The sequence below is a fragment of the Kutzneria chonburiensis genome (assembly GCF_028622115.1).
Taxonomy (GTDB): Bacteria; Actinomycetota; Actinomycetes; order Mycobacteriales; family Pseudonocardiaceae; genus Kutzneria; species Kutzneria chonburiensis.
The window spans coordinates 4,585,158-4,610,257 of the sequence record NZ_CP097263.1 but is presented as its reverse complement, the minus strand read 5'-3'; the positions used below and the strand labels follow the sequence as shown (position 1 = coordinate 4,610,257).

The 25,100-nt window shown below is 69.5% G+C and carries 22 protein-coding genes; 12 read left to right on the top strand and 10 right to left on the bottom strand.

Features of this window, described 5'->3' with window-relative positions:
* Genes M3Q35_RS20545 through M3Q35_RS20530 form a run of 4 tightly spaced genes read right to left on the bottom strand, consistent with a single transcriptional unit; the run spans position 1 to position 7,160 of the window.
* A complete protein-coding gene (locus tag M3Q35_RS20545) occupies positions 1–1,821 on the bottom strand; it encodes a DUF2264 domain-containing protein (RefSeq protein ID WP_273943546.1) in 1,821 nt (606 codons plus the stop codon).
* Complete coding sequence (locus tag M3Q35_RS20540; RefSeq protein ID WP_273943545.1) at positions 1,818–4,763, bottom strand: alpha-mannosidase; 2,946 nt, start codon at positions 4,761–4,763, stop codon at positions 1,818–1,820. Before M3Q35_RS20540 ends, M3Q35_RS20545 begins: the two co-directional genes overlap by 4 nt.
* 16 nt (positions 4,764–4,779) lie before the next feature.
* The gene (locus tag M3Q35_RS20535) at positions 4,780–6,036 is read right to left on the bottom strand and encodes an enolase C-terminal domain-like protein (protein ID WP_273943544.1); all 1,257 of its coding nucleotides are present in this window, start codon (positions 6,034–6,036) and stop codon (positions 4,780–4,782) included.
* The gene (locus M3Q35_RS20530) at positions 6,033–7,160 is read right to left on the bottom strand and encodes a LacI family DNA-binding transcriptional regulator (protein WP_273943543.1); all 1,128 of its coding nucleotides are present in this window, start codon (positions 7,158–7,160) and stop codon (positions 6,033–6,035) included. The genes M3Q35_RS20535 and M3Q35_RS20530 overlap by 4 nt, the downstream gene beginning before the upstream one ends.
* Positions 7,161–7,375: 215 nt before the next feature.
* Between M3Q35_RS20530 and M3Q35_RS20525 the strand changes: the two genes are divergently transcribed.
* The 9 genes from M3Q35_RS20525 to M3Q35_RS20485 all read left to right on the top strand — a co-directional run bounded on the left by M3Q35_RS20525 (position 7,376) and on the right by M3Q35_RS20485 (position 15,338).
* Positions 7,376–8,707, top strand: coding sequence for an ABC transporter substrate-binding protein (locus tag M3Q35_RS20525; RefSeq protein ID WP_273943542.1), 1,332 nt, complete (start codon positions 7,376–7,378; stop codon positions 8,705–8,707).
* 3 nt (positions 8,708–8,710) lie between these two features.
* Positions 8,711–9,619 (top strand): carbohydrate ABC transporter permease, encoded by a 909-nt coding sequence (locus tag M3Q35_RS20520; RefSeq protein WP_273943541.1) that lies wholly within the window; start codon positions 8,711–8,713, stop codon positions 9,617–9,619.
* Positions 9,616–10,428 (top strand): carbohydrate ABC transporter permease, encoded by an 813-nt coding sequence (locus M3Q35_RS20515; protein ID WP_273943540.1) that lies wholly within the window; start codon positions 9,616–9,618, stop codon positions 10,426–10,428. The genes M3Q35_RS20520 and M3Q35_RS20515 overlap by 4 nt, the downstream gene beginning before the upstream one ends.
* Entirely contained in the window at positions 10,428–11,246 is an 819-nt protein-coding gene (locus M3Q35_RS20510; RefSeq protein WP_273943539.1) for an NAD-dependent epimerase/dehydratase family protein, read from the top strand. Before M3Q35_RS20515 ends, M3Q35_RS20510 begins: the two co-directional genes overlap by 1 nt.
* Complete coding sequence (locus tag M3Q35_RS20505; protein ID WP_273943538.1) at positions 11,243–11,842, top strand: ThuA domain-containing protein; 600 nt, start codon at positions 11,243–11,245, stop codon at positions 11,840–11,842. Before M3Q35_RS20510 ends, M3Q35_RS20505 begins: the two co-directional genes overlap by 4 nt.
* A complete protein-coding gene (locus tag M3Q35_RS20500; protein WP_273943536.1) occupies positions 11,827–12,894 on the top strand; it encodes a Gfo/Idh/MocA family protein in 1,068 nt (355 codons plus the stop codon). Before M3Q35_RS20505 ends, M3Q35_RS20500 begins: the two co-directional genes overlap by 16 nt.
* Positions 12,891–13,994: a Gfo/Idh/MocA family protein gene (locus M3Q35_RS20495; protein WP_273943535.1), complete on the top strand. Its 1,104-nt coding sequence runs from the start codon at positions 12,891–12,893 to the stop codon at positions 13,992–13,994. The genes M3Q35_RS20500 and M3Q35_RS20495 overlap by 4 nt, the downstream gene beginning before the upstream one ends.
* The gene (locus M3Q35_RS20490) at positions 13,994–14,995 is read left to right on the top strand and encodes a sugar phosphate isomerase/epimerase family protein (protein ID WP_273943534.1); all 1,002 of its coding nucleotides are present in this window, start codon (positions 13,994–13,996) and stop codon (positions 14,993–14,995) included. The genes M3Q35_RS20495 and M3Q35_RS20490 overlap by 1 nt, the downstream gene beginning before the upstream one ends.
* 130 nt (positions 14,996–15,125) lie before the next feature.
* A complete protein-coding gene (locus tag M3Q35_RS20485; protein ID WP_476408945.1) occupies positions 15,126–15,338 on the top strand; it encodes a hypothetical protein in 213 nt (70 codons plus the stop codon).
* 182 nt (positions 15,339–15,520) lie between these two features.
* On the opposite strand, the gene M3Q35_RS20480 is transcribed toward M3Q35_RS20485, so the two are convergent.
* Positions 15,521–16,171 carry a LuxR C-terminal-related transcriptional regulator gene (locus M3Q35_RS20480; RefSeq protein WP_273943533.1) on the bottom strand — a complete coding sequence of 217 codons (651 nt, stop codon included), beginning with the start codon at positions 16,169–16,171 and terminating at the stop codon, positions 15,521–15,523.
* Between the two features lie 95 nt (positions 16,172–16,266).
* Positions 16,267–16,821 (bottom strand): TetR/AcrR family transcriptional regulator, encoded by a 555-nt coding sequence (locus M3Q35_RS20475; RefSeq protein WP_273943532.1) that lies wholly within the window; start codon positions 16,819–16,821, stop codon positions 16,267–16,269.
* Between the two features lie 30 nt (positions 16,822–16,851).
* Between M3Q35_RS20475 and M3Q35_RS20470 the strand changes: the two genes are divergently transcribed.
* Positions 16,852–17,295 (top strand): SRPBCC family protein, encoded by a 444-nt coding sequence (locus M3Q35_RS20470; RefSeq protein ID WP_273943531.1) that lies wholly within the window; start codon positions 16,852–16,854, stop codon positions 17,293–17,295.
* On the opposite strand, the gene M3Q35_RS20465 is transcribed toward M3Q35_RS20470, so the two are convergent.
* The 4 genes from M3Q35_RS20465 to M3Q35_RS20450 form a co-directional block, all read right to left on the bottom strand.
* Entirely contained in the window at positions 17,273–18,652 is a 1,380-nt protein-coding gene (locus tag M3Q35_RS20465) for an ankyrin repeat domain-containing protein (protein ID WP_273943530.1), read from the bottom strand. The two genes, M3Q35_RS20470 and M3Q35_RS20465, sit on opposite strands and share 23 nt — an antisense overlap.
* Before the next feature lie 76 nt (positions 18,653–18,728).
* A complete protein-coding gene (locus tag M3Q35_RS20460) occupies positions 18,729–19,937 on the bottom strand; it encodes a glycosyltransferase 87 family protein (RefSeq protein ID WP_273943529.1) in 1,209 nt (402 codons plus the stop codon).
* A gap of 84 nt (positions 19,938–20,021) precedes the next feature.
* A complete protein-coding gene (locus tag M3Q35_RS20455) occupies positions 20,022–22,301 on the bottom strand; it encodes an FtsX-like permease family protein (protein ID WP_273943527.1) in 2,280 nt (759 codons plus the stop codon).
* Positions 22,298–22,963 carry an ABC transporter ATP-binding protein gene (locus M3Q35_RS20450; protein ID WP_273944408.1) on the bottom strand — a complete coding sequence of 222 codons (666 nt, stop codon included), beginning with the start codon at positions 22,961–22,963 and terminating at the stop codon, positions 22,298–22,300. The genes M3Q35_RS20455 and M3Q35_RS20450 overlap by 4 nt, the downstream gene beginning before the upstream one ends.
* Positions 22,964–23,155: 192 nt before the next feature.
* On the opposite strand from M3Q35_RS20450, the gene M3Q35_RS20445 reads away from it, so the two are divergent.
* Both M3Q35_RS20445 and M3Q35_RS20440 read left to right on the top strand, forming a co-directional pair.
* Entirely contained in the window at positions 23,156–24,316 is a 1,161-nt protein-coding gene (locus tag M3Q35_RS20445) for a sensor histidine kinase (protein ID WP_273944407.1), read from the top strand.
* The gene (locus tag M3Q35_RS20440) at positions 24,313–24,969 is read left to right on the top strand and encodes a response regulator transcription factor (RefSeq protein ID WP_273943525.1); all 657 of its coding nucleotides are present in this window, start codon (positions 24,313–24,315) and stop codon (positions 24,967–24,969) included. The genes M3Q35_RS20445 and M3Q35_RS20440 overlap by 4 nt, the downstream gene beginning before the upstream one ends.
* The last annotated feature ends 131 nt before the right edge of the window (positions 24,970–25,100 follow it).

Sequence of the window (25,100 nt, the reverse complement as noted above, 5' to 3'; positions counted from 1 at the left end):
TTACCCGGGCGGCATCGCCACCCGGTCGACACGGCCGTCCGGCCACCGCACCTCCACAGCGGCGGCGGTGATGTCCAGTTCCGGCAACGCTTCCAGCGGGGAGCCGCCGAGATGCACGGCGGCGGCGTAGATCCGGCCGACCTCGACCTCGTCGGCGGAGAACAGCACGGGGACCTCGGACACCGGCCCCAGTGGATTGGTGTCCTTGCCCACCACCGTTTCGGCGACGGTGAGCCCGGCGAGATCGACCAGGCACGAGTGCAGCCCACTACCGGGAACCGTGGCCCAGCCGCCGATCCGCAGCCGCCACGGCCCGGGATGGGTGCACTCGGCAGCCTCGTCGACCCGGACCAGCCGGACCTCGGTGGCACCGTGGATCACCGACGCTACGGTGATCCACGGGCCCAGCCTATACGTGGTTTCGGGGCTGTGGAAGGGATTCCAGCTCTCATCTGCGGGCCAATGCGCCCGGCTGCGCGACACTCCGGGCGTCAATGCCGTCAGCGGCCGGCGATGCGCGGCCCGACCGTCGGCATCGACGAGCGTCGCCGAGGAGTCCAGCGGTGGCGTCATTTCCGGCGCGGCATGGGTGCTGTAGGCGATCCGTGCGTAAGCCGGATCGTCGGTCGCGAGTTCCGTGAGGTCGATATGGTCGCTGCCGTGATTGAGTACCCGCACCACGCCGTCCGCGCGGGTGCCGGAAACGGTCCAGCCCGGTGCCGGCAGGGAGAACTCGAAGTCCTCCTCCTCGACCGGTAGCGGAACCTCAGGCGCGGTCCAGACTTCATGCGATGCCGGCAGCAGCAGGCCGGCGAAACCCTTGCTGGCCCAGTACGGCGACGCGGGGCCGGAATACACCTGCCGGATGGCCGGGAACCGGCCGTGCCAGCCCAAGGTCAGCAGTCCGTCGTGATCCAGCGCACCCGCGTTGAGGAAGTGGTCCAGCATCAGTCCGCCGATACGCCGGGTCAGCCCCGGCTCCAGCGGCGTGGCGTCGTAGCGGGCGCCGATCCACAGTGGAGCGAGCGCGGCGAAACGGTAGGTCAGCGACCGGCCCTGGATCAGCGGCGAGCCGTTGCCGCCGATCAGCCGCGCGTAGTCGGAAAGGTAGAGCCGCAAGCGATTGCGGTACCGGAGGGCCAGCTCCTCGTCGCCGGTGATGTCGCAGAACAGCAGTGGGTAGAAGTGCATGGCCCAGCCGCTGTAGTGGTCGAAGTTGCGGTGCGCGCCGCCGGACAGGCCGTCGGAGTACCAGCCTTCGCCCGCCTGCCAACGATCCGTGGACTCGATCGCGTGATCGAAGTCGGCCTGGCTCCACGCCCCGCCGACGCTGCGGGCGAACGCACCGGTGACCGCCTGGAACCACAGCCAGTTGTTCTGCGGCATGGCGTCGCCGACCATCGGCGCCAGCCAGTCCAGCAGCCCCTGCTGGGTACGCGTGCTGAGCCGGTCCCACAGCCACGGCCGGGTCAGGTGCAGCCCGAGGGCGATCGACGCCGCCTCGACCTTGGCCTGCCCGCACTCGCCGAACCGGGGCCAGCGGTCGGGATTGGTCGGGTCGACGCCGGCCGCCAGCCCCTGCGCGTACCACTCGGCGATCCTGTGTGGATCGTCACCGGCCGCCCCGGCCAGCCGAAACGCCGCCAGCAGGAACGTGCGCGCGTAGCCTTCCAACCCGTCGCTCCAGCGACCGCTCACGCTGACCGGCCCGGGCAGGTGGATCAGTGCGTGCGTGTCGGTGGCCCAGGGGCGCACGGCCAACAGCATCGAGTCGGCCAGGCGTTCCCACTCGGCACGGGACGGGGCAGGATGCACGATCACCTCTCCAAACGCAGCGTGACGATCTGGAAGGGGCGCAACGACAACGGCACCGCGCTGCCCCTCGAAGCCATGGGCCGCAACGGCCGTTCGAGCAGGTCGGCTTCGAAAGCCGTGGTCACGGCGAAGTCGGCGGACACCAACGCCCGGGCCCGGCCGCCGCGGGACTCGTACAGCCGGACGATCACCGCGCCCGACCGGTCGTCGGCCAGCTTGACCGCCTCGACGATCACGGCCGGGTTGTCCACCGACACCAAAGGCTTGCCGCGCAACCGATCCGACGCCGTCCGCAGCGGAAGCGAGAACGTGTAGCCGGCCATGATGGCATCGCCGAGATCGGCGGCCGGCCGCAGGCCGTAGCGGAACCTGTGTCGGCCCTGGTCGGCCAACGGGTCGGGGCTGTGCGGGGCGCGCAGCAGCGACAGCCGCACGGTGGTGGACCGGCCGTCGCTGCTCACGTCGTAGCCGTAGGTGGAGTCGGTGACCAGGGCCACGCCCCAGCCGTGCTCGCCGACGTGTACGAAGCGGTGGGCCCACGCCTCGAACCGGGCCGCGTCCCAGCTCGTGTTCTCGTGCGTCGGCCGTTTGACGTGTCCGTACTGGATCTCGGCGGTGATCTCCGGCGCGAGCACGTCCAGCGGCCAGGCCGCCTTGAGCACCGTGTCCCTTTCCTGCCAGTCGATGTCGGTCTCGACCTCCAGCAACCGCGAACCCGCGGCCAGCCGAAGATGTTGCACGATAACGGATCGCTCGGTCCGGCGCTCGACGCGGACGGCCGCGAGCAGCGGGCCGTCGTCGACGAGCTCGACCGACACGGCGTCGTCGAGATCGCGGCGGTTGCGGCGATAGGTCACGTCCAGGTTCCAGGCGCTCCACTTCACCGGGTCGTCCGGGTGCAGTTGAAGCAGATTGCCGGCTGCACCAGGGGCGATCGCCTCGCGGCCGGTGGCGTGATCACGGACCGACCGGACCAGCCCGGCTGGGTCGATGTGCACCGAGATCAGGCCGTTGTCCAGCACGAATGTTCCGGTGGCGCGCACCGGATGGGCGTTGAACTGCAGGAACCCGCCAACGCCAAGAGCGGGCGCCCGCCCGAACGCCGCGTGACGGCCGTCGGACAGGCGTTGCCCGGCCACCGGCGGCGGCTCGGTGACGATCACCACCTCGCGCCGCTCGACCGGGGCGGCGTTGAGCAGCGACTCCCCGTCGCCGGCGCTGATGGAGATCAGCTCGTGCAGTCCACTGTGGATCCCCGTGTACGCCTGCTCGGCCTCGCGATGCACCCAAGCGATCGACGAGCCGGGCAGGATGTCGTGGAACTGGTGCAGTAGCACGCGTTTCCACAGTGCGTCCAGCTCGTCGTAGGGATAGGGCGTGCCGAGCCGGACAGCGGCCGACGCCGCCCAGAGTTCGGCGTGCCGGAGCAGCGTTTCGCTGCGCCGATTGCCGCGCTTGGTCCGGGCCTGGCTGGTGTACGTGCCGCGATGCGTCTCCAGGTACAGCTCGCCGCGCCACACCGGGGCGTCCGGGTATTCGGCCCGGGCCGCCCGGAAGAACTCGGCCGGCGAACCGAGCCGCACCTTCGGTGATCCCTCCAGGTCCCGCAGCCGCCGGGCTTTCTCCAGCATCTCGCGAGTCGGCCCGCCACCGCCGTCACCGAAACCGAACGGCACCAGCGATGTGGTGCCGAGACCCTTCTCCGCGTAGGTTGTCGCCGCGTGCGCCAGCTCGGCCCCGGTCAGCTCGCAGTTGTAGGTGTCGACCGGTGGGAAGTGGGTGAAGATCCGGGTGCCGTCGATGCCCTCCCACCAGAACGTGTGGTGCGGCAGACGGTTCGTCTCGTTCCAGGACAGCTTCTGGGTCAGGAACCACTCGGCCCCGGCCAGCCGGGCCAGCTGCGGATAGGCTGCGGTGTAACCGAAAGAGTCCGGTAACCAGACGCCATCAGGACCAACTCCGAACTCGTCGAGGAAGAACCGGGCGCCGTGCACGAGCTGGCGGGCCAGCGACTCGCCGCCGGGCAGGTTGGCGTCGGCCTCCACCCACATGCCACCGACCGGGACCCAGTTGCCGGCCTTGACCGCCTGCCGGATCCGTTCGTACACAGCGGGCTGGTGCTCCTTGATCCACGCGTACTGCTGGGCCGACGAGCAGGCGAACACCAGCTCGGGGTACTCCTCGGCCAGCGCCAGCACGTTGCTGAAGGTCCGCGTGCACTTCCGGATCGTCTCCCGGATCGGCCACAGCCAAGCCGAGTCGATGTGCGCGTGCCCGACCGCGACCAGCGTGTGCTCGGACTCGTGGGCCCTGCTGGACAACAAGTTCGACGTCACCGAGCGCGCTTCGGCGAAGGAAAGATCGATGCAGCCGTCCAATCCCCGCAGAATCTGGTGTCTACGAGCGGATTCCAACGGCAACGTGTGCATCAACGAGGACAGCACCTCGACGTCGAGCATGAGGTGCCACGCATCCTCGTCACGCAGGGCAAGATCGGCTTGCCGGAGCACGTAAAGGTGTTCTGAGCCGGCAGTCTCCACCGAGCCGTAGTGGGTGCCCCGGCCGGCGCTGGCGACGATCGGCGGGTTGGCGGCGGCCTCGACGACCAGCCGGACCCCGGGACCGGTGACCGGCACGCTTCGATGGTACGGATGCAGGCCCTGGAGCGGATTGCCGTCGACGTCAAGGACAAGCGCCTCGGCCTGGCCGCCAGGACCTCGAGTAAGGTCGAACCCCAGGTCGAAGACGGCCTCCACACGGCCGGTCCACCCGGCGGGAATCCGGCCAACCGCGGAGAACCTCGTGGTGGACCAGGGAATTCCCCAGCTGTCGCCGATGTGGAGCGGCGACACGTCCATCGCGATCCGCTCCGAGTACACGGCCGGACGGACCCGTTCGGCGAGAAACCGCGCGACGCGGTCCTCGGCGGCCTTGCGGTCGTCGTGCATGCGGTCCCCTCAGGGGTCAGGGCGCTTCGAGACCTCCGTCCGGCCGGCGCACCCGCGCCGACCAGCGTTCGTGCAGGAACTTCGTCGGCGGGTACTTGGCCGCCGCGGCCTCGTCGAGGTCGACGCCCCAGCCCGGTTCCGGCGACGGTGTCAGGTGACCGTCGTGAACCACTGGCGTGCCAGGGAAAACCTCATGCGTGGCATCGTTGTAGGTGTGGGATTCCTGATAGCCGAAGGCCGGCGTGGACACGTCCACGGCCAGGTTGGCCGCCACCCCGACCGGTGAGATGTCGCCGGGGGAGTGGAACGCGGTGCGTACGCCCAGCAGCTCGGCCAGGGCCACCAGCTTTCGCGTCGGTGTCAGGCCGCCGATGGCGGAAGTGTGCAGGCGCAACAGGTCCACGCCGCCGTCCTTGATCAGCCGGGCGGCATCGATGACCGAGCCGACCTGCTCGCCGACCGCGATCGGCACCGGCGAAGCGGCCCGCACGGCCGGCAGCTGGTCGTAGTGCTCCGGCGGGATCACGTCCTCCAAAAAGGACAGATCGTACGGCTCCAGCGCACGGGCCAGCACGATCGCCTGCTTCGGCGTCAGTCGGCTGTGCACGTCGTGCATCAGGCTGACGTCGCCGAGCCGTTCCCTTGCAGCGGCGAACAACCGCGGCACATCACGGAGATACTGCCGCACGTCCCAGCCGTCCGGATGCGGCGACCGCGGATACCCACCTAGGGTACCCGGTGCGCCGTACGTGCCGAGACCGGGACCGCCGACCTGGAGACGGACGTGCCGATATCCCTGTTCCAGCAAGCCTTCCGCGCCGTCAAGGGTTTCGTCGATCGTCGCGCCGGCGGCGTGGGAGTAGACCTCGATCGCCGACCGGCCGCGCCCGCCGAGCAGTTCGTAGACCGGCATCCCGGCCCGCTTGCCCATGATGTCCCACAGCGCCTGGTCGATCCCGGACAGCGCATTGTTCAGCACGGGTCCGTTGCGCCAGTAGGCCGAGTAGTGGATCAGCCGGGTGATGTCCTCGATGTCGGCCGGGCTGCGGCCGACCACCAACGGCCCCATGTGCTCGTCCACCGCCGCCGCGACGGCGGCGAACCGCTGGGTGAAGGTGGCGCAGCCGAGGCCGTACAGACCAGGCTCGGACGTGTCCACGCGGACGACGACGAGCGGAATCCCTTCCGGCGCTGTGACAATTGCCCGCACAGCGGTGACCCGCACGGAGTCACGCGGTTCCCATGGCGGCAGAACCTCCGGCAACCCGGTCACGACGCCCCCTTTTCCAGCCGGGAAATCCGCATGTAGCCGGCCGACGACTGTCTCGTCTGGATGGTCACCGGCAGCACGATCAGCTGCGTCTCGGACGGCTTGCCGCTGACCCGGTCGTGCAGCAGCGTCATCGCCCGCCGGCCCATGTCCCGCGCCGGCAACGAGATCGCGGCGGCGGTCAGCGGCAGCACGTCGAACGGGCCGGCGTCGTCCATGCAGGCCAGGTCGATGTCGCCGGGCACCTCAAGGCCCAGCGCCACCAGGTCCTGCGCGACCGTGGCCAGCGCGTAACCGTTGGAGCACAACAACACCGACGGCGGGTGGCTGCCGTGGAGCAGTTCGTTGAGCATGGCCCGCCGCGCCTCGGTCGGCTGCTCGCGGTAGCGGCGCAGCACAGTCAGATCCGGCCGGACGGGAATGTCGTTTTCTCGCAACGCCTGTACGTGACCGGCGAGCCGGTCCCGGATGCTGGTCACGTCGATCTCGTCCCACAGGGTGGCGATCGTGCGGTGCCCGGACTCGATCAATTCGGCGGTCAGCTCGCGGCCGACGGCCATGTTGTCGGCCACCACGGCATCGGTGGCCAGGTCCGGCCGATACCGGTCGACCATCACCAGCGGCACGCCCCGCCGCCGCGCCTCCGCGTACGGCGCGACCGTGAGGGAACCCTCGGCCGGGTACACGATGATGCCGCTGACCTGGTGTTCCAGCGCGCCCCACAGCACCTTTTCCTCGCGCGCGGGGTCGTTCTCGCAGTGGTTGAGGAACAGCCGGTAGCCCAGGTCGGCGCAGACCTCCTCGATGCCGGTGAGGATCTGGCCGACGTGCGGGCCCTGGTTCTGCAGCACACAGGCGATGGTCTTATCCGGCGGCGACGACGCGGCCGGCGGCCGGTCGGCGACGAACGTGCCCTGGCCGCGGCGGCGCACCACGTAGCCCTCGGTGGCCAGGTCGTTGAGCGCCCGCACGGCCGTCGCGTGGCTGACGTTGAACCGCTCGCAGATCTCCCGCTGGGTGACGAACGGCCGGCCCGGCGCGTACTCGCCGGCGGCGATCGCGGCCAGCAGCTCGTGCTTGACCTGCTGGTAGAGCGGGGGCTTGTCGCCGCCGGTCGCCGCTGCCATCCCGGTATGCCCTTCGAGACAGGTGGCTGGAACCGGGCCACTTTAGCATGTTCAACCCCGGCGAAGACCAGCTCTGACCGGGACCGGACCGACATAGTTTGGCCTATTGACCTATTAAACGACCGCGCCTATGGTCTGGCTCACTCGACCCGGCAGCCGACTTGGCGGAGGACGGCATGGGCACAAAGTGGTGCGGCGGAAGAGTTCTGGCAGTCGTGGCGGCACTGGCCGTGGTCACCACCGCGTGCGGTGGCGGCAGCGGCGCCGGCGACGGATCCACGCTGACGATGTGGACCTTCAAACAGACCCACGTCAAGGCGTTACAGGCGGCCGCGGCGACCTTCAAGAGCAAGACCGGCATCACGGTGGAGATCAGCGCCTACACGCCGGACGACACCTTCACCAGCAAGGTCCAGAGCGCCGCGGCCAGCCACAACGTGGCCGACGTGCTCGAGGTGCACGCGGCCGGCGAGGACCGGGTGCTCGGCGGCGCCGGCATCACCACCGACCTGGCCGGCGACATCAATGCCCAGTACAAGAGCCGTTTCCTCAAGGGCACGGCCGACACCGGCCTGATCACCGACCAGGTGTACCAGGACTCGTTGAAGCCCAAGGCGACCGATCCCGGCGTCAAGACGGGCCAGCTGCTCAGCATCCCGTTCACCGCCGGCACCTTCGGCGTGGTCTACGCCAACAAGGACAAACTCACCGCGGCCGGCATCGACGCGAGCAATGCCCCGGCCAGCTGGCAGGAGCTGATCTCCTGGCTCACGGCCACGCACGGCAAGGACGCGCAGAACGGCGGCATCACCCTCGGCCTGAAGAGCTCGTCGACCGGCCTGGACTGGGCGATGGAGCCGCTGGCCTTCGCTTTGCTTGGCCCGCAGGCCTTCCATGACCTTTACGGCACCGACAAGTCCAAGGCGTGGGGCAGCGCCAACGGGCAGCAGGTGTTGGAGCTGTACAACCAGCTGACACCGTACTGGACGCCGGGCACGCAGACCCTCGGCATCGACGACGCCGACCGGGCGTTCGCGCAGGGCAAGGCGGCCTTCGACATCGGCGGCACGTTCACCATCTCGGCCATCCAGCAGAACGGCATGGACCCGGCCAAGATCCTCGCCTTCCCGATCCCGGCGCCGGAAACCGCCGTGGCCAAGGACTTCAAGCTCGCACCGTTCGCGCTGACCGGCTTGGCCGTGTCGTCGCAGACGGCCAACCGGGCCGCGGCCTTGCAGTGGTTGGACTTCCTCACCCAGCCGGAGCAGGCCGGCGCGTTCGCCCAAGCGGCGCTTGACCTTCCGGGCACCGATCTCGGGGCCAACGCGGAGAAGCTGGTCGGGCCGTACCTGAGCTCGATGGAGGCGGCGTTCGGCACCGGCGACCACGCGTGGAATCCGGGCGACAGCACGTTCAAGGGCTCGAACTGGGACATCCAGGTGGCCGGCGACATTCTGGTGAAGATGTCGCCGCTCAAGGAGCTCGACCCGGCCGCGACCAACCAGCAGCTCGCGGTCTACAACACCAGCGTGCACAGCGGGCAGTAGCCGGTGGCGTCGCGTTTTCGCAGCCGGGAGGCATGGACCGGCTATGTGTTCGTGCTGCCGGCGGTGGGCCTGTTCGCGGTGATGGGCCTCTACACCGTCGGCTACGGCCTGGCCCTGAGTTTCGCCCAGTGGAACGGCTTCACTCCACAATGGACCTGGGTCGGGTTCGGCAACTACCTCGACCTGATCTACCGCGACCCGGCCATCGCGCCGGTCGTGCAGGGCGCGGCGCTGCGGACGCTGGTCGTGATGATCGCGGTGCCGGTGCTGACCGTGCTGGTCGGCTTCCCGCTCGCGGTGGCGTTGAACCACATCACGCGGCTGCGCGCGGCGTTTCGCACGGTGTTCTTCCTGCCCCAGGTCACGGCCGGCATCGCGCTGTTCTATGCCTGGACGTATGCGCTTCAGCCCGACGGCTCGCTCAACTACATCCTGCGGCACCTGGGGCTGGGCTCGATCGCCCAGCCCCAGGGCTGGCTGGGCAACCCGTCGACCGCACTGCCGACGTTGATCGTGGTGATGGTGCTCGGCTCGGTGCCGGTGGCGATGTTGTTGTACCTGACCGGGTTGCAGTCCATTGATCAGTCCGTTGTGGACGCGGCCAGGGTCGACGGCGCCAGTGGGCTGCGAACCATGACCGCGATCATCTGGCCGCTGCTGCTGCCGATCACCGGGGCCGTGGTCATGCTCAACCTCCGCTATGCGTTGCAGGACTTCCAGACCTTCCTGCTGATGACCAACGGCGGCCCCGGCGGGCACACGCTGGTGCTGGGGCTGGAGTCGTACAACCTGGCCTTCGTCAGCGGGTTCAAGCCGACGCTCGGCCTGTCCAGCGCGCTCGGCTGGACGCTGTTCGTGGTGGCGTTGCTGTTGGCCGGTATCAACCTTCGAGTGCTGCGGAGCCGCGCGTGAAGGCCCGGGTGTTCGTGTACGCGGTGCTGATCGCGTATGCGGTGATCAGCCTGTATCCGTTCGCGCTCATGGTGTCCGGGGCGTTGAAGGACGCGGCCGAGGTGCGGTTGGACGGTCATTTGATCCCGTCCAACCCGACGCTGGCGACGCTGGCCCACACGTGGAACGAGCTGCATTTCTTCACCTACTTCGGGAACAGCCTGCTCGTCACCGGGTTGACCACGGTCGGCGTGCTGATCGTCTACTCGTTGGCCGGCTACGCCTTCGCCGTACTGCGGTTCCCGGGCCGGCGGCTGCTCTACGGCATGTTTCTGGCGCTGCTGTTCGTGCCCGGCATCACGATGCTGCTGCCGGTGGTGATCCTCCAGCAGAAGCTGGGGCTGATCGGCACCTTTCCCGGCATCATCCTGCCGTTCGTCAACGGCACCGCCCCGCTGTCCATCATGTTGCTCACCAACAGCTTCCGCACGGTGCCGGCCGAGCTGAAGGAGTCGGCCCGCTGCGACGGGGCCGGCGAGCTGCGCACCTTCTGGTCGATCTACCTGCCGATCGGGCGGCCGGCGCTGATCACCATCGCGCTGCTCACGGCGGTGCCGACCTGGAACGAGTACGTGCTGACCCGGGTCTCCCTGAGCGACGCGTCGCGGTACACGCTGCCGCTGGCGTTGCAGAACCTCAACTCGTCCACCGCACCGCAGGAGAACGTGCTGATGGCCGCTTCGCTGATCATCGTCATTCCGGTGATCATCCTTTTCGTGCTGCTGCAACGGTATTTCGTGAACGGCCTGCAGGGCGCGGTGAAGGGCTGATGCGGGTACTGGTGACCGGGGCCGGCGGCATGCTCGGCGCGGAGATCGTCGCCGCGCTCGACGCTGATCATGATGTGCTGGCCCACGACCGAAATGTCGGGGACCTGCGGGACCGGCGGCAGGTCGAGCCATTGCTGGCCGGAGTGGACTCTGTGGTCCACTCTGCGGCGCTGCCGTCGCCGCTGAGCGCGGCCGAGCCGGAGGTGTTCGGCAACAACGTGGACGCCGCGTTCCATCTGCTGGACGCCGCCGGCCGGGCCGGCGTGAAGCGGATCGTGTACGTGTCAAGCCTTTCCGCGCTCGGCCTGGCCTGGTCGTCCCGGCCGGTGTCGCCGCTGTTCGCGCCGGTGACCGAGGCCCATCCGTACGTCGGCGACGACGTGTACGGGCTGTCCAAGCTGGTGGGCGAGCTCGTCGCCGAGACGGTGAGCCGGCGGTGGGGCTGCGAGGTGATCAGCCTGCGATTCCCGTTCATCGGCAGCGGGGAACGGCTTCAGCACCACCTCGACCACGTGCGGCGGGATCCTGGGGCCGACCGTGCCTCGCTGTGGAGCTGGATCGACACGCACGACGCCGCTCGGGCGGTGATCGCCGCGCTGACCGCGCGGGTCGACGGGTACGCGCTGGTCAACGTGGCCGCGCCGGACACCACCTCGCTGATCCCGACGGCCGAGCTGATGCGAATGTTTCATCCCGCGACACGGATGGATGGCCCGCTGGGGCGCTACGCCGTACCGTTCTCCCTGGAGCTGAGCCGAACGCTGTTGGGCTTCACCGCCGAGCACCGGTGGCGGCCGACGATTGGGGGCAGCGCATGAAGACCGCGCTCGTGGTTCGCGGTGGCTGGGATGGGCACCTGCCCGTGGAGGCCAGCGACCGCTACGCCGGGGAGCTCCGTTCCCTCGGTTACGAGGTCACCGTGTCGGACAGCCTGGACAGCTATCTGGACGCCGAGTTGTTGGCCCGCACCGACCTCGTCGTGCAGTGTTGGACCATGGGGTCCATTTCCGCGGCCCAGGTGGAAGGCCTGACCGCGGCCGTACGGGCCGGGACCGGCTTCGCCGGCTGGCACGGCGGCATCGTCGACTCCTTCCGGGACGAGACGCGGTACCAGCAGATGACCGGTGGGCAGTTCGTCTACCATCCGGCCGAGTTCGTCGAGTACACCGTGCGCACCGGCGGCTCGAAGTTCACCGTGCACACCGAGCAGTACTACGTGCACACCGATCCGGCCAACGAGGTGTTGGCGGTGACCGACTTCGTCGAGGACGGCACCACGCTACCCGTGACATGGACCCGGAAGTGGGGTTCCGGCCGGGTTTTCGTCACCACGATCGGCCACAAGCTGGACGACTTCGACGTGCCGGAGGTGGATCGGATGATCATCGAGGGGTTGCAGTGGGCGACACGTTGAGAATCGGGATCATCGGGGCCGGCAACATCAGTGGCCAGTACGTGAAGACGTTGCCGCGTCTGGACAATGTCGTGATCACCCGGATCGCTGATCTCGACGCCTCGAAGGCTATCGCGTTGGCCTCGCAGGCGGGTGTGCCAGCGTGCGCGCCCGATGAGGTGTATACGGCGTCCGATGTGGACATCGTCCTCAACCTGACGATCCCGTTGGCGCACGCGGAAGTCGCCCTGGCGGCGATTGCCGCCGGCAAGCACGTGTACGGCGAGAAGCCGCTGGCGGCCGACACGGTTGCGGCGAAGTCCGTGCTGGATGCGGCTGCGGCAGCGGGGGTTGCCGTCGGCTGTGCGCCGGATACCGTGCTGGGAACCGGTGTGCAGACGGCACGGTCCAGTTTGGACGCTGGGGACATCGGCGTTCCGGTTGCGGCGACGGCGTTCATGACGACGCCCGGGCATGAGCGTTGGCATCCGTCGCCGGAGTTCTACTACGAGCCCGGCGGCGGTCCGTTGCTGGACATGGGGCCGTACTACCTGACGGCGTTGGTGACGTTGCTGGGGCCGGTCCGGCGTGTGGTCGGTATGTCCTCCGCGCCAAGGGCAACGCGGGTGATCGGCAGCGGACCTCGTGAGGGCACGACGTTTCCGGTACGCGTGGCGACACACGTGACCGGTGTGCTGGAACACGTCGGTGGCGAGCTGTCGACGTTGATGATGAGCTTCGACATCTGGGGCGCGCAGCTGCCGCGGATCGAGGTGTACGGCACCGAGGGCAGCCTGTCCGTGCCGGACCCGAACAACTTCGACGGCACCGTGCGCATCTTCCGCGACGACTGGGTCGACCTGCCGGTACTGGGTGGCTACCCGGATGCGGGGCGCGGCTTCGGCGTGTCGGACATGGCACGGTCCATAGTGGACGGAACGCCGCACCGGACCGACGGGGCCCTGGCGTATCACGTGCTCGACGTGATGGAATGCCTGCTGCGGGCGGCCGAGACCGGCACGTCCGTGGTGATCGGCAGCACCTGCGAGCGACCGGCGGCGGTGACGGCATGAAGATCGGCATGATCGGCTACGCCTTCATGGGGGCGGCGCACTCCCATGCGTGGCGGACCGCGGGGCGGTTCTTCGACCTGCCGGCGACGCCCGAGATGGCGGTGATCTGCGGCCGTTCGGCCGACAAGGTCGCCGCCGCGGCGGCCAAGTTCGGTTGGGCCGAGTCGGCGACCGACTGGCGGGCGGTGGTCGACCGGCCGGACATCGACGTGATCGACATCTGCACGCCCGGCGACAGCCACGCCGAGATCGCCATCGCCGCACTCGAGGCCGGCAAGCACGTGCTGTGCGAGAAACCGCTGGCCAACAGCGTCGAAGAGGCCGCTCGCATGGCCGAGGCGGCCAAGTCGTCCAGCGCCCGGTCGATGGTGATGTTCAACTACCGCCGCGTGCCGGCGCTGGCCCTGGCCCGGCAGCTGATCGCCGACGGCCGGATCGGCACCGTGCACCAGGTTCGGGCCCAGTACCTCCAGGACTGGTTGGTGGACCCCGATTTCCCGCTGACCTGGCGGCTCGACGCCGCCAGCGCCGGCTCCGGGGCGCTCGGCGATCTCGGCGCGCACAGCATCGACGCCGCCCAGTTCCTGACCGGGCAACGGATTTCCGCCGTCGGCGGCGTGCTGGAGACCTTTGTGGACTCCCGGCCCCGGCTCGACGGCTCCGGCCGCGGGCCCGTCACGGTCGACGACGCCGCGCTGTTCACCGCCCGTTTCGACGGCGGCGCGATCGGCGTTTTCGAGGCGACCAGGTTCGCCACCGGGCGTAAGAACGCCATGCGCATCGAGGTCAGCGGCTCGCTCGGCACCCTGTCGTACGACCAGGAATCCATGAACGAGCTGCGGTTCTACGACGGCACCGAGGATGCCCGCACCGCCGGGTTCCGGCGGATCCTGGTCACCGAGGCCACGCATCCGTACATGGATGCCTGGTGGCCGCCCGGGCACATCATCGGCTACGAGCACACTTTCATCCACCAGGTGCGGGATTTCGTGACCGGCGTGGTCGACGGCACCGAGCTTTCGCCGTCGTTCGAGGAGGGGTTGCAGGTGCAGCGGGTGCTGGCCGCCGTGCAACAGGGCGTCTCACTGAGGAGCGTGTGATGGTTCGTCCCGTGACGCTGTTCACCGGGCAGTGGGCCGATCTGCCGTTCGAGGAGGTGTGCCGGCTCGCTTCCGGTTGGGGCTACGACGGTCTCGAGGTCTGCACGTGGGGCGACCACTTCGACGTGCAAGAGGCTTTGGCCGACGACGCTTACATTCCGAAGTTCAAGGAAACCCTTGCCCGGCACAACCTTCAGTGCTGGACGCTGTCGTGCCACCTGACCAGTCAGGCCGTCTGCGATCATCCCATCGACGAGCGGCACCAGAACATCCTGCATCCTCGGGTGTGGGGCGACGGCGATCCCGAGGGCGTCCGGCAGCGGGCCGCCGCCGAGATCGCCGACACCGCCCGGTCAGCCGCCAAGCTCGGCATCAGCACCGTCGTCGGTTTCACCGGCTCGTCCATCTGGCACACCTTGGCCATGTTCCCGCCCGTGCCCGATTCGATGATCGAGCGCGGTTACCAGGACTTCGCCGACCGGTGGAACCCCATCCTCGACGTCTTCGACGAGGTCGGCGTGCGCTATGCGCACGAGGTGCATCCCGGCGAGATCGCCTACGACTACTGGACCACCGTGCGCACCCTGGAGGCCATCGGCCACCGCCCCGCTTTCGGCCTCAACTTCGATCCCAGCCATTTCGTCTGGCAGGACCTCGATCCCGTCGGCTTCCTCTACGACTTCCGTGACCGCATCTATCACGTCGACTGCAAGGAATCCGTCAAGCGCTTCAACGGCCGCAACGGGCGGCTCGGCTCCCACCTGCCGTGGGGCGATCCCCGGCGCGGTTGGGATTTCGTCTCCACCGGCCACGGCGATGTGCCGTGGGAGGCCTGTTTCCGGATGCTGAACAGCATCGGCTACGACGGCCCCATTTCCGTCGAATGGGAAGACGCCGGCATGGACCGCCTCACCGGCGCCCCCGACGCCTTGGCCTTCGTCCGTTCCATGACCCGCATCGAGCCCCCCGAGGCCTCTTTCGACTCCGCCTTCAGCTCGTGAGCTTCGCCTTGACGCCGTATCCGGGTCGGGTAGTGCTCCTGGCCCGGATCGGCCGTTCCCTGCTCGGCGGCTACGCCCTCACCGGCCGCAGCCCCGCAACGGCGAGCAGGTTGCCACCGTCTTCGACCGCTTGTCCGCCGGTCAGCCGCCTTCCGTTGCGCTGGACGGTCTTCGCCACGAGCCCGATCCGCCCATCTGCACGCCGCGGATCACTGCTGTGGTGCGGGATTCCGCCGTGTGGTTCGGCGCTGCCCGCGTCACCACCGGCGTCGGCGTGGTGGAGCTTGGTTCGTTGGCCGCCGGCCATGTCGCCTTGATGACGACCTACGGATCCGACTGGTAAGCGGTTTCCACCGCGCCACGCCACCGGCACTTCCGCACCACCGCCCGTGACGCCGACGAGCTGCTGGCCCCTGCCACATGCGCTTCCCACTTGACCGCTGGTGCCACATAGGAAGCGCACGTGGCACGACGCGTGTGCCTGGGAACGTGTTTCGGTGTGACGGAGAGCGGGACTCGCGGGGGTCAGGCGGTGACTGAGGTGAGGTGACGGGGGCGGGCGCCGATGCCGGCGTCGCGGGCCCGGGCGATGGCCTCGGCGCGGTCGGCGGCGCGGAGCTTGGTGAAGATCGCCGAGATGTGGTTGCTGACGGTCTTGGGGGCCAGGTGGAGCTGGCGGGCGATGGTGGAGTTGGAACGACCGTCGGCGATGAGGTCGAGCACCTGGCGCTCCCGCCGGGTGAGCTCGGGGAAGACGTCCTCGGTGCGCTGGGCCGGCGCGGTGAGCAGGTCGGCGACGCGGTGGGCGACGCCGTCGCCGAAGATGGCCTCGCCGGCGGCCACGCCGCGGACGGCGCGGGTGATCTCGGCCTGCTGGGCGGACTTGAGCAGGTAGCCGCGGGCCCCGGCGCGGATGGCCTGGTAAACGCTTTCATCGTCGTCGGCGTGGGTGAAGACCAGCACCCGGACGCCGGCCCGGGCCTGGATGACGTCGCGAACGGCGAGGAGGTCCATGACGACGAGGTCGGGCTGGTGCCGCTGCACCTCGCGCACGGCCTGCCCGGCGTCGCAGGCCTCGGCGACGATCCGGATCTCGGGGTCGTGCGCGAGCAGCACCCGAAGACCGCTGCGCACCACGTCGTTGACGTCGGCGAGAACGACCGAAATGCTCCCCATGCTCGGGAGCTTGGCGTGACCACGGAGGACCGCGCCAGAGGTTGTTCACAAAATGGGTGAACATACCCATACGGCGTGGGTAAACCGAGACATCGTCACGGCAGCCCGGCCACGTAGGCGTCCACGAAACGGTCCATGGCGGCGTTGACGGCCGCCAGATCGCCGGTGGCGAGCAGGTCGAGCAGCAGTCCGCGGGTGACGGCCAGTCCCAGCCTCGCACTCACGAGCGCATCCTGCGCGGAAAGACCGTGACTCTTCGCCAATTCGGTGAGCGGCGCGAGCCACGCGGTGACGACCTCGGGCAGCAGCGCCTCGGTGCCGGGACGCCCCTGCAAGGCCTGCCCGTACAGCTCGAAGAACAGCCGCTCGTTGGGATACAGCGCCGGGTCGGTGAACCGCCGCCAGAAGGCCTTGGCCAGCTCGGCGGGGGAGCCGCTGGGGTCGAGATCGGCCAGCACGGCCCGCTGCCGGGCCTCGACCTCGCGCACCACCTCGACCAGCAGGCCTTCCATGGAGCCGAAGTGGTAGATCAGCATCCGGTGGCTGGTGCCCAGCTCGGCGGCCAGCTGCCGCAGGCTGCGCGCGATGACGCCGTGCGCGGAGAGGTAGTCGACGGCCCGTAGGAGCAGGTCGCGCTTGGGGTCTTTCATGTACCAGATGGTACGTGTACCGTTTGGTACATGACCAAGCGGATCGAGGCGAGAGCGCACGCCGCGGCGAGCCCGGCGACCGTGCATGCCCTGCTGCGGGACGGCTCGACCTGGCCCGAGTGGGGCACGGTGGAAAGCTTCACATTGGAACGACCTGGACCGGACGGCGGCGAGAGCGTCGGCGCGATCCGGAACTTCCGCACCGGGCGCTACCTGATGCGCGAGGAGATCGTCGAGATCGTGCCGGAGCGCCGCTTCAGCTACGCCCTGCTGGCCGGCCTTGCCCTGCGCGACTACCGCGCCGACATCGACCTCACGCCGGCCGGCGACGGCACGGACATCCACTGGCACACCACGTTCCGGGCCAAGGTGCCGGGCATGGGCTGGCTGTACCGGCGGGCCCTGCAACGAATCACCGAACAGTTCGTGCAGGGCCTCGCCGACCGGGCGACTACGGAGTCAGCAGTGCGATGAGCTCGGCATGTCCCTCGTGCTCGGCCCAGCCGAGGGGAGTGGCGTCGAACCGCGCGTCACGGATCGACGGGTCCGCGCCCAGGGATAGCAACAGCTCGGCCATGGCCAGGTTGCCGCGGCCGGCGGCCGTGTGCAGCGCGGTCTGCCACGGCTGCTCCAGCGGCACATCGCCGCGGCCGAGGGTGTTGACGTCGAAACCCAGTGACACCAACAATCGCACGGCTTCGAGCCGGTCGTTGGCGGCGGCCCACACCACCAGGCCGGGCCGGGCGGCCAGTGCCGAAGACACGACGGCGGGATCGAACGAGCCGCCGCTGAGGACGGCGGCCACGAACGAGGACACCGGATCCAGCACCGGTTCCACAGCTCCGGCCGATCGCAGAAACTCGGCCACCGAGGTGTTTCCGTTGACCAGGGCCAGTTCCACGAAACCGGTACGGAACTCGACGCCCTCGGACACCATGAGCCGCACCCGATCCCGCTGATCATGCGTCACGGCCCACCGCAGCTGCGTGGCCATCAGTTCCGGCGGCGACGGCAACGACAGCCGCGCCCGCCAGGGACCGCCGTCGCCCCGCCCGAGCCCGTAGCGGAACAACAGCGTCAAATGGGAGTCGTCGGCGTTGAACTGGCGGTTGTACAACGTCTGGCTGTCATTGGGATCGGCCCCGGCCCGCAACAGCATCTCGGCCAGCGCCAACGACTGTGGGTGCCGGGGCTGCCGGTCGGCACCCTGCTCGCCCTCGCCGAAGACCCCGGTCAGCAGCGTGAACGGAGACGGCAGCCCGCCCCACAGGTACCCGGTGTTGGGATCCGCCCCGTAGTCCAGCAAGAGCCGCGCGGTCAGCAGCGGCACGCCGGGGCTGACCCGGGAGTAGGCCAGGTAGGCCAACGGTTCCCACAGGTGCGGCCCGCCCTCACGCCGCGCCAGCGAAGGGTCGGCGGCCAACAGTGAGGCGACGCGCGCGGTGTTGCCGGCCGCTGCGGCGGCCCAGATGTGCGGCTCGTCCGGCAGGACCGCCCGGGCCCGGGATGCCGGGTCGTCGTTGGTGTAGTTCAGGCAGGCCAGCCGGCAGAACTCGTCCGACGGTGATGACGTAACGGGCATGCCGTTACGTCGCGGCCAGCGGTAGCGGTCGATGACCGCCACGTGCTCCTTGAGCCGGGCCCAGCTGGCGAACCCGTACTCACGGGCCACCACCAGCTGGGCCGTGGCCAGCGGGAATCGCGAGAAAGTCCCGTAGGACCGCCGCACGCGGGCCAGGGCGTCAGCGTCCCCGGCGACAACGGCGCGGTGCAGCGCCCGCGCCTGACGGCGGAGGTGGTCGAAACTGGGGTCGTCCGGCAGCGAAGGCACGGCGACCTCCTTTCACGCGCCTGCTGTCCGCGTAGCCAGGCTGAAAGGAGGTACCGGCACACAACCAGGGAACCGCTCAGGCGGGTTGAACCCTTTCCGCGGACCGGCGGCTCCCTGCGAGCCGCTGTCGACCATAGCGCATCCCGATGCCGATGAGCAGCGCCACCAGCACTGTCGGATACATGTTGCGCACGAAGAACTCGATCGGGCCGGACAGCCGGTCCCAGGAGATGAAGCCCGTTGGCATGCCGTGGATGAAGTCGACCGGCACCAGCTCGGTCGGCATGGCCAAGGCGGCCAGGAACACCAGGCCGGGCGCCCACCAGCCGATCCGCTTGCCGGCCAACCCGATGATCACGGGGAGGAACCACACCCAGTGGTGCTCCCACGAGAACGGCGACACCGCGCACGCGGTCAGGCCGGCCAGGCCGATGGCCAGCACCCGGTCGCCGCGCCGGTCGGCCAGTCCGGCCAGGAACGTGCCGGCCAGCGCGACCACGCCGGCGACCGCCAGCCAGGGCAGCTTGGACTGCGGCTCGCCGAGCACCCGGGCCAGCATGCCGTGCAGCGACTGGTTGGACCAGTTCAGCACCGGGCCGACCCGCGTGGAGTCGCCGAACACGCCGCCCAGCCAGTAATGCGCGGCTTCCGGCACGATCAGCAGTCCAATCACGACAGTCGCCACGAACGTCGCCATGGCCACCGCCGCCTCACGGAAGCGGCGCGCGAACACCAGGTACACCACGAAAAGCAGCGGCGTGAGCTTCACCGCGGCGGCCAGGCCGACGCCGACTCCGGCCCACTTGGAACGCTTGTTGCGGCACAGGTCGAACACCACAAGGGCAAGCAGCACAAGGTTGATCTGCCCGAGCAGCAGGGTGGTGCGCACCGGCTCCAGCCACAGGGCCGCCACCGCGAACACCAGGGCCAGCTCCGGCGGCAGGCCGACGCGCTCCTGGCAGCGCCGGATGATCAGCCACAGCAGGCCGAGGTTGCCGGCCACCCACAACACGCCGAGGACCGGCAGCGGCAGCACGGCCAGCGGCAGGAACAGCACGGCCGCGATGGGCGGATACGTGAACTCCATCGGGCCGAGGACCGGGTGCGAGTACAGCGGGCCGCCGTGCAGCCAGGTCTGGGCGCCGGCCTGGTAGACCTGCATGTCGATCAGGCCGCCACCCGGCCACAGCGCGCCCATCAGCAGGGCGGCCCCGAGGCCGACGGCGAAGATCGTGCGCGCGTTGGCCGCCAGCCAGCGTTGGACCGGGTCGATCCTGAGCAGCATTCGGTTTCCTTCCCCCGAGCGATCCCCACGTCCACTTGATGCGCGAGCACGGGGTCATGTTGCGACGATTGGGTGTGACGCCGGTCACTCGTACGAGTAGTCTCTGGCGCTGAATGTGCGAAGCACAGGTCCACACGCCATCGCCGCGGCCAACGCGACGACGAATCCGGCGGCGGCCGGCGCGAGAATCCAGAAGTTGAGCAAAGCCTCACCGCGCCCGGAGATGCTGTGCGTCACAGAAAGCAACCCGAGGCCGACCAACATTCCGGCCAGACTGGCGCCCAGTGTGGCCACCAGCACCGGCAGCACGACCTCGCGCCGCAGCGCCCGCCCCAACACCCGTACGGGCGTGCCGGCGGCGATCAACGCGCCGAACGTCCGTCGCCGGTCGATCACCGAGCCGGCCGCGGCCACCGCCGCGCTGGCCCCGCTGAGCAACGCCATCAGTGCCAGTCCGATGGCCGTGGCCCGGCGCAGGTCGTCCATCAGCGTGGCGCTGTGGCTGGAGTCCCGGATGTTGTCCGCCACCGGCACATCCGGCAGCAGCCGCACCACCGCGGTGTACACGGCGTCCCGATTGGACGGTGTCGTCGTGGTGGCGGCACCGGTCGGCTGCGCGGCCAGGTCGGGGAACACGGCCGGGTCGATGACCATGATCTGGGCGTCGCCGGCGATGGCGTGCAGCGGAGTGTCCTCGGGCAGCCGCACGGGCGCCGGCACGTCACCGTTGGGACTCCGATTGCCCTTCGCGAACTCCAGGTCGTGCATGGAGCTCTGGTAGCCCAGCGGCATGTACACGGCCGGCCCTTCGACGCAATCGCTTGCCGACAGTCCCGACAGGACTTTCGCGACATCCTTGCACGGCGCGATCACGGCTTTGTAGCTCGGCTGGTAATCGTCCGAAGTGGACTTCAGATAACCACCCACCAGGGGGACGACCTCGGCGTCCAGCTTGTGCTCGGCCAGCCGGGCCCGCAGCTGCCCGATGACGTCGGTGTTCCGGCCGACGGAGTCGGCCACGATGGCCGAGTCCTTCCACGGCCCGGTGAACACCCGCACCTGGTCCTCGATCCCCGGCAGCATGGTCAGGGCCAGCGAGCCGGCGAACACCGCCACCACGACACCGGCCGCGGCCCGGAACGACGCCACCGGGTCGCCCAGCAGCCGCCGCCCGGCCAGCAGCGTGGACGGTTTACGCCACCGCGCCACGAAATACCGTCCGACCAAGGCCGTCACGACCGGGCCGGCCAGCACCAGCGCCATCCCGACCGCCCCGAGCCCGACCAGCACCACGGTGAACCGGTCCCGTCCACCGACCTGGCCGGTCGCGATGGTCGTCCCCAGCAGGAACACGCCGCCGGCGACGATCAGCCCGAGCAGCCGGGCCGGGCTGATCTTGCGCCGGGTCTGCTCCGTGGCCGCGCCCAGCGGCTTGGCGACGACGCGGCGCAGCCCCAGCACCGCCGCGGCGACCACGAGCACCGGCGCCAGCACGGCGATGAAGGCGGTGAACAGCGGCCCGGACGTGAAGTCGCCGGGCTGCCAAGTCCCGCCGCCCCACGGGATCTGCGCGGTGAGATGGCTCAGCGGCTCGGCCGCCAGTACGGCGATCACGCTGCCCAGCACCGCCCCGACCACCGTCTCGATCGCCGCCATGGCGATCACCTGCGTCGGGGACGCGCCGGCCAACCGCAGGGCCGCCAGCCGCCGCTCCCGGCGGGTCGCGGTCAGCCGCGCGGCCGAGGCCACCAGCACCAGGCATGGCACGATCAGCACCACCATGCCGATGCGGGTCAGCAGGTACAGCATGTCGGCGTTGTCGGCGGCGTAGCCGACCTTGCCGCCGAGGCCGGTCAGCGCCCAGCCGTCGACCGTGCCCACGTCGTGGCCGATGATCGCGACCAGCTCGTCCGGGTACTCCAGCGCCTGCGGGCCGATCTCGTCGACCAGCTGCCCGGGGAACCGGTCGCCGAGCTTCTCCGGCGGGTTGGCCTTGACCAGCGCGGCCAGTGCCGGCGACAGCAGAACCTGGCCCGGCTCGGGGAATTCCCGGATTCCCGGCGGCAGTGAGACGTAACCGCCGACGTGCGCGCGGGTGATGTCGTACCGGTGGATCAGCTTGCCGTCGAACTGGTCCTGGTTGGTCGCCATCACCACCTGGGCCCGGTTGTCGGTCTGGCTGACCGTGTTGTCGCCGTTGCTCCAGGCAGTCCGGTCGGCCCGCTCCTGCAACGCGTGCGGCGCGGAAGCCAGCCACAGCACCAGGGACACGCCCAAGGCCACGCCGACCGTCACCAGCGCCGTGCTGATCCGGCTACGGGAGTCGTTGCGCAGCACGGCAAACGCGATACGGAAGACGCTCATACGTACACCTCCTGAGCAATGCGACCATCGCTCAGCTCCACCCGGCGCTTGGCCCGGGCGGCAATGGCGGCGTCATGCGTCACGACGACCACGGCGGCCCCGGTCTCCTCGGCGGAGGCCAGCAGGGCGGACATCATGTCCTGGCCGGTACGGGTGTCCAGGGCACCGGTCGGCTCGTCGGCGAAGATCACCCGCGGCCGGTGGGCCAACGCCCGGGCGATGGCCACCCGCTGCGCCTGTCCGCCGGACATCTCGCCCGGCCGCCGCCCGGCCAACCCGTCCAGCCCCAGCTTGTGCAGCCAGTCGCGGGCGTTGGCCACGGCCTGCTGACGCGGCATACCGGCCAGCAGCAGCGGCAGCGCGGCGTTCTCCTCGGCAGTCAGCTCGGCCACCAGCATGCCGGACTGGAACACGAAGCCGAACGCGGTCCGCCGCAGCTCGCTGCGGGCCGTCTCGGACAGCGTGCCGACCGATCGGCCGTCCAGGAACACGTCGCCGCCGTCCGGCCGCAGGATCCCGGACAGCACGTGCAGCAGGCTGGTCTTGCCCGAGCCGGACGGCCCGATCACGGCGATCACCTCGCCGGGCTCGATGCCGATGTCCACGCCGTCCAGCGCGTGCACACCGCCGTAGTGTTTGGTCAGTCCCCGCCCCGCGAGCACCGGTGTCACCGTCGCCTCCTGAAAGATCCTCAGCTGTCGGGGTGAGACGGTGCCGGAGATCGACCGCCGGCCACCTCGGCCGCGCGGCACGCAACCTCGGCCGTCCATCGGCCGAATGACCGATGCCGCGCCGAGCCGGTCGGCCGAGGTCGGAGCCGGTCGACCGGCCGTACTGTGTCCTTCGTGGACCGGATGCTGACCGCGCTGCGCGCGCCCCTGTTCATCGCGCTCGGCCTGGCCGCGTTGTGGCTGTTCCAGACCCTGCCGCTGTACTACCGCTTCGCGCGGCTGACCACGGTGGGCATGCAGCCGTTCATCCTGCTGACCTGCGTGGCCGCGGTGATCTGCGTCAAGCGCCCAGTGGCGGCGGTGGTGCTGGCCACCATCGCGGCCGGCTGCGGCACGGTGTACGCCCGGGCCTACCACGTCTCCGAGCCGACGTTCCTGAGCCCGCTCACGCCGGCCGAGACCGTGGCGTTCCTGATCATCATCATGTGGGTGGTGTACGACAGCGAGCCCGGCGCCGCCGCGTTCGAGGTGGCCCTGCTGTGCATCTCGGCCACGTTCGCCCTGGTCTACCGGGACGCCGTCAACCTGTACTCCTCGGAGCTGCGGCTCAACTTCGCGCTGTGCGTTGCGGTGGTCGGCGTCGCGGTCATGGTGGCGATCTACTTCCGGGCCCGGGCCGGCATGCGGCGGCGCGAGCTGACCGCCGCCATCACCGACGCGCAGCGGGCCGAGCGGGTGGAACTGGCCCGCGAGCTGCACGACGTCGTCGCCCACCACGTGACCGGCATGGTCGTGCAGGCCCAGGCGGCGATGGTCGTCTCGGACAACGACCCGATGGCCGCGCACCGGCTGCTCCCCGGCATCGTCAACTCCGGCACCGACGCGCTGGCCGCCATGCGCCGGCTGGTCGGCACGCTGCGGGAAAGCGAGCCGCTCTACACCGCCACCACCGATCTGCACGCCGACGTGCGGGCCGCCGTCGACCGGGCCCAGCAGGCCGGCATCCCGGCCCGGCTGCTGATGCAGCTGCCCGACTCGGTGCCGCAGGAGGTCGGGCGGACGGTGCTGCGGCTGGTCCAGGAGTCGCTGACCAACGTGCACAAGCACGCCAACGACCCGACCGACGTGTCCGTGGAGCTGACCAGCACGCCGGAGACACTGCGGCTGCGGGTGAAGGACGACGGCAAGGGCGGCCGGGTCGTGCCGATCGGCGGGTCGGGTGGCTACGGTCTGGTCGGTATGAGAGAACGGGTGGAGCTGCTCGGCGGCCTGTTCTCGGCGGGCGAGGTGGGCGGCGGCTGGCAGGTGCTGGCCGAGCTGCCATGGGGAGGGATCGAGGCGTGACGGTCCGGGTGTTGATCGCCGACGACCAGGAGATGGTCCGGGTCGGGTTCCGGATGATCCTGGAGAACCAGCCGGACATCGAGGTGGTGGCCGACGTGCCGGACGGTGTCACGGCCGTGGCCAGGGCGCGCGAGCTGCGGCCGGACGTGTGCCTGGTCGACATCCGCATGCCCGGGATCGACGGTCTCGAGGTGACCAGGCAGCTCGCCGGGCGCGGTGTCGCCGATCCGGTGAAAGTAGTTGTGGTGACAACATTCGACCTCGACGAGTACGTCTACGCGGCCCTGGAGAACGGGGCCTGCGGTTTCCTGCTCAAGGACGCCGGGCCGGCGCTGCTGGTCGAGGCCGTCCGCGCGGCGGCCGCCGGCAACGCGCTGATCTCGCCGCAGATCACCCTCCGGATGCTGGCGCACTTCACCCGTCCAACGGCGGAAACCGGGCCCGGCGTCGAGCTGGACCTGTTGACCCAACGGGAGCAGGACGTGGTCCGCGAGGTGGCCCGCGGCCTGACCAACACCGAGATCGCCGCGGCCCTGTTCCTGTCGCTGTCCACGGTCAAGACACATCTGGCCTCGGTTCAGCAGAAGATCGGTGCCCGAAATCGGGTGGAGATTGCCGCATGGGCCTGGCGCACCGGTCTGGTGACCGCGTAGACGTTGAACAACGTTTTGGCAACGGGCGTGTCGCTCTGAGGAGACCCTTAGACAGTTGTATAGGGATTTCCCTAACGGCGATTCGGCCGCATTCGATGGGGCCGCCCGGCTGATCGTCAATCCCGCGTTTC

Excerpts from the sequence above, each read along its gene's own strand:
- M3Q35_RS20540 (WP_273943545.1), bottom strand. The coding sequence starts at position 4,763 with ATGCACGACGACCGCAAGGCCGCCGAGGACCGCGTCGCGCGGTTTCTC.
- M3Q35_RS20530 (WP_273943543.1), bottom strand. The coding sequence starts at position 7,160 with ATGGCAGCGGCGACCGGCGGCGACAAGCCCCCGCTCTACCAGCAGGTC.
- M3Q35_RS20510 (WP_273943539.1), top strand. The coding sequence starts at position 10,428 with ATGCGGGTACTGGTGACCGGGGCCGGCGGCATGCTCGGCGCGGAGATC.
- M3Q35_RS20505 (WP_273943538.1), top strand. The coding sequence starts at position 11,243 with ATGAAGACCGCGCTCGTGGTTCGCGGTGGCTGGGATGGGCACCTGCCC.
- M3Q35_RS20495 (WP_273943535.1), top strand. The coding sequence starts at position 12,891 with ATGAAGATCGGCATGATCGGCTACGCCTTCATGGGGGCGGCGCACTCC.
- M3Q35_RS20490 (WP_273943534.1), top strand. The coding sequence starts at position 13,994 with ATGGTTCGTCCCGTGACGCTGTTCACCGGGCAGTGGGCCGATCTGCCG.
- M3Q35_RS20480 (WP_273943533.1), bottom strand. The coding sequence starts at position 16,171 with ATGGGGAGCATTTCGGTCGTTCTCGCCGACGTCAACGACGTGGTGCGC.
- M3Q35_RS20475 (WP_273943532.1), bottom strand. The coding sequence starts at position 16,821 with ATGAAAGACCCCAAGCGCGACCTGCTCCTACGGGCCGTCGACTACCTC.
- M3Q35_RS20470 (WP_273943531.1), top strand. The coding sequence starts at position 16,852 with ATGACCAAGCGGATCGAGGCGAGAGCGCACGCCGCGGCGAGCCCGGCG.
- M3Q35_RS20460 (WP_273943529.1), bottom strand. The coding sequence starts at position 19,937 with ATGCTGCTCAGGATCGACCCGGTCCAACGCTGGCTGGCGGCCAACGCG.
- M3Q35_RS20455 (WP_273943527.1), bottom strand. The coding sequence starts at position 22,301 with ATGAGCGTCTTCCGTATCGCGTTTGCCGTGCTGCGCAACGACTCCCGT.
- M3Q35_RS20445 (WP_273944407.1), top strand. The coding sequence starts at position 23,156 with ATGCTGACCGCGCTGCGCGCGCCCCTGTTCATCGCGCTCGGCCTGGCC.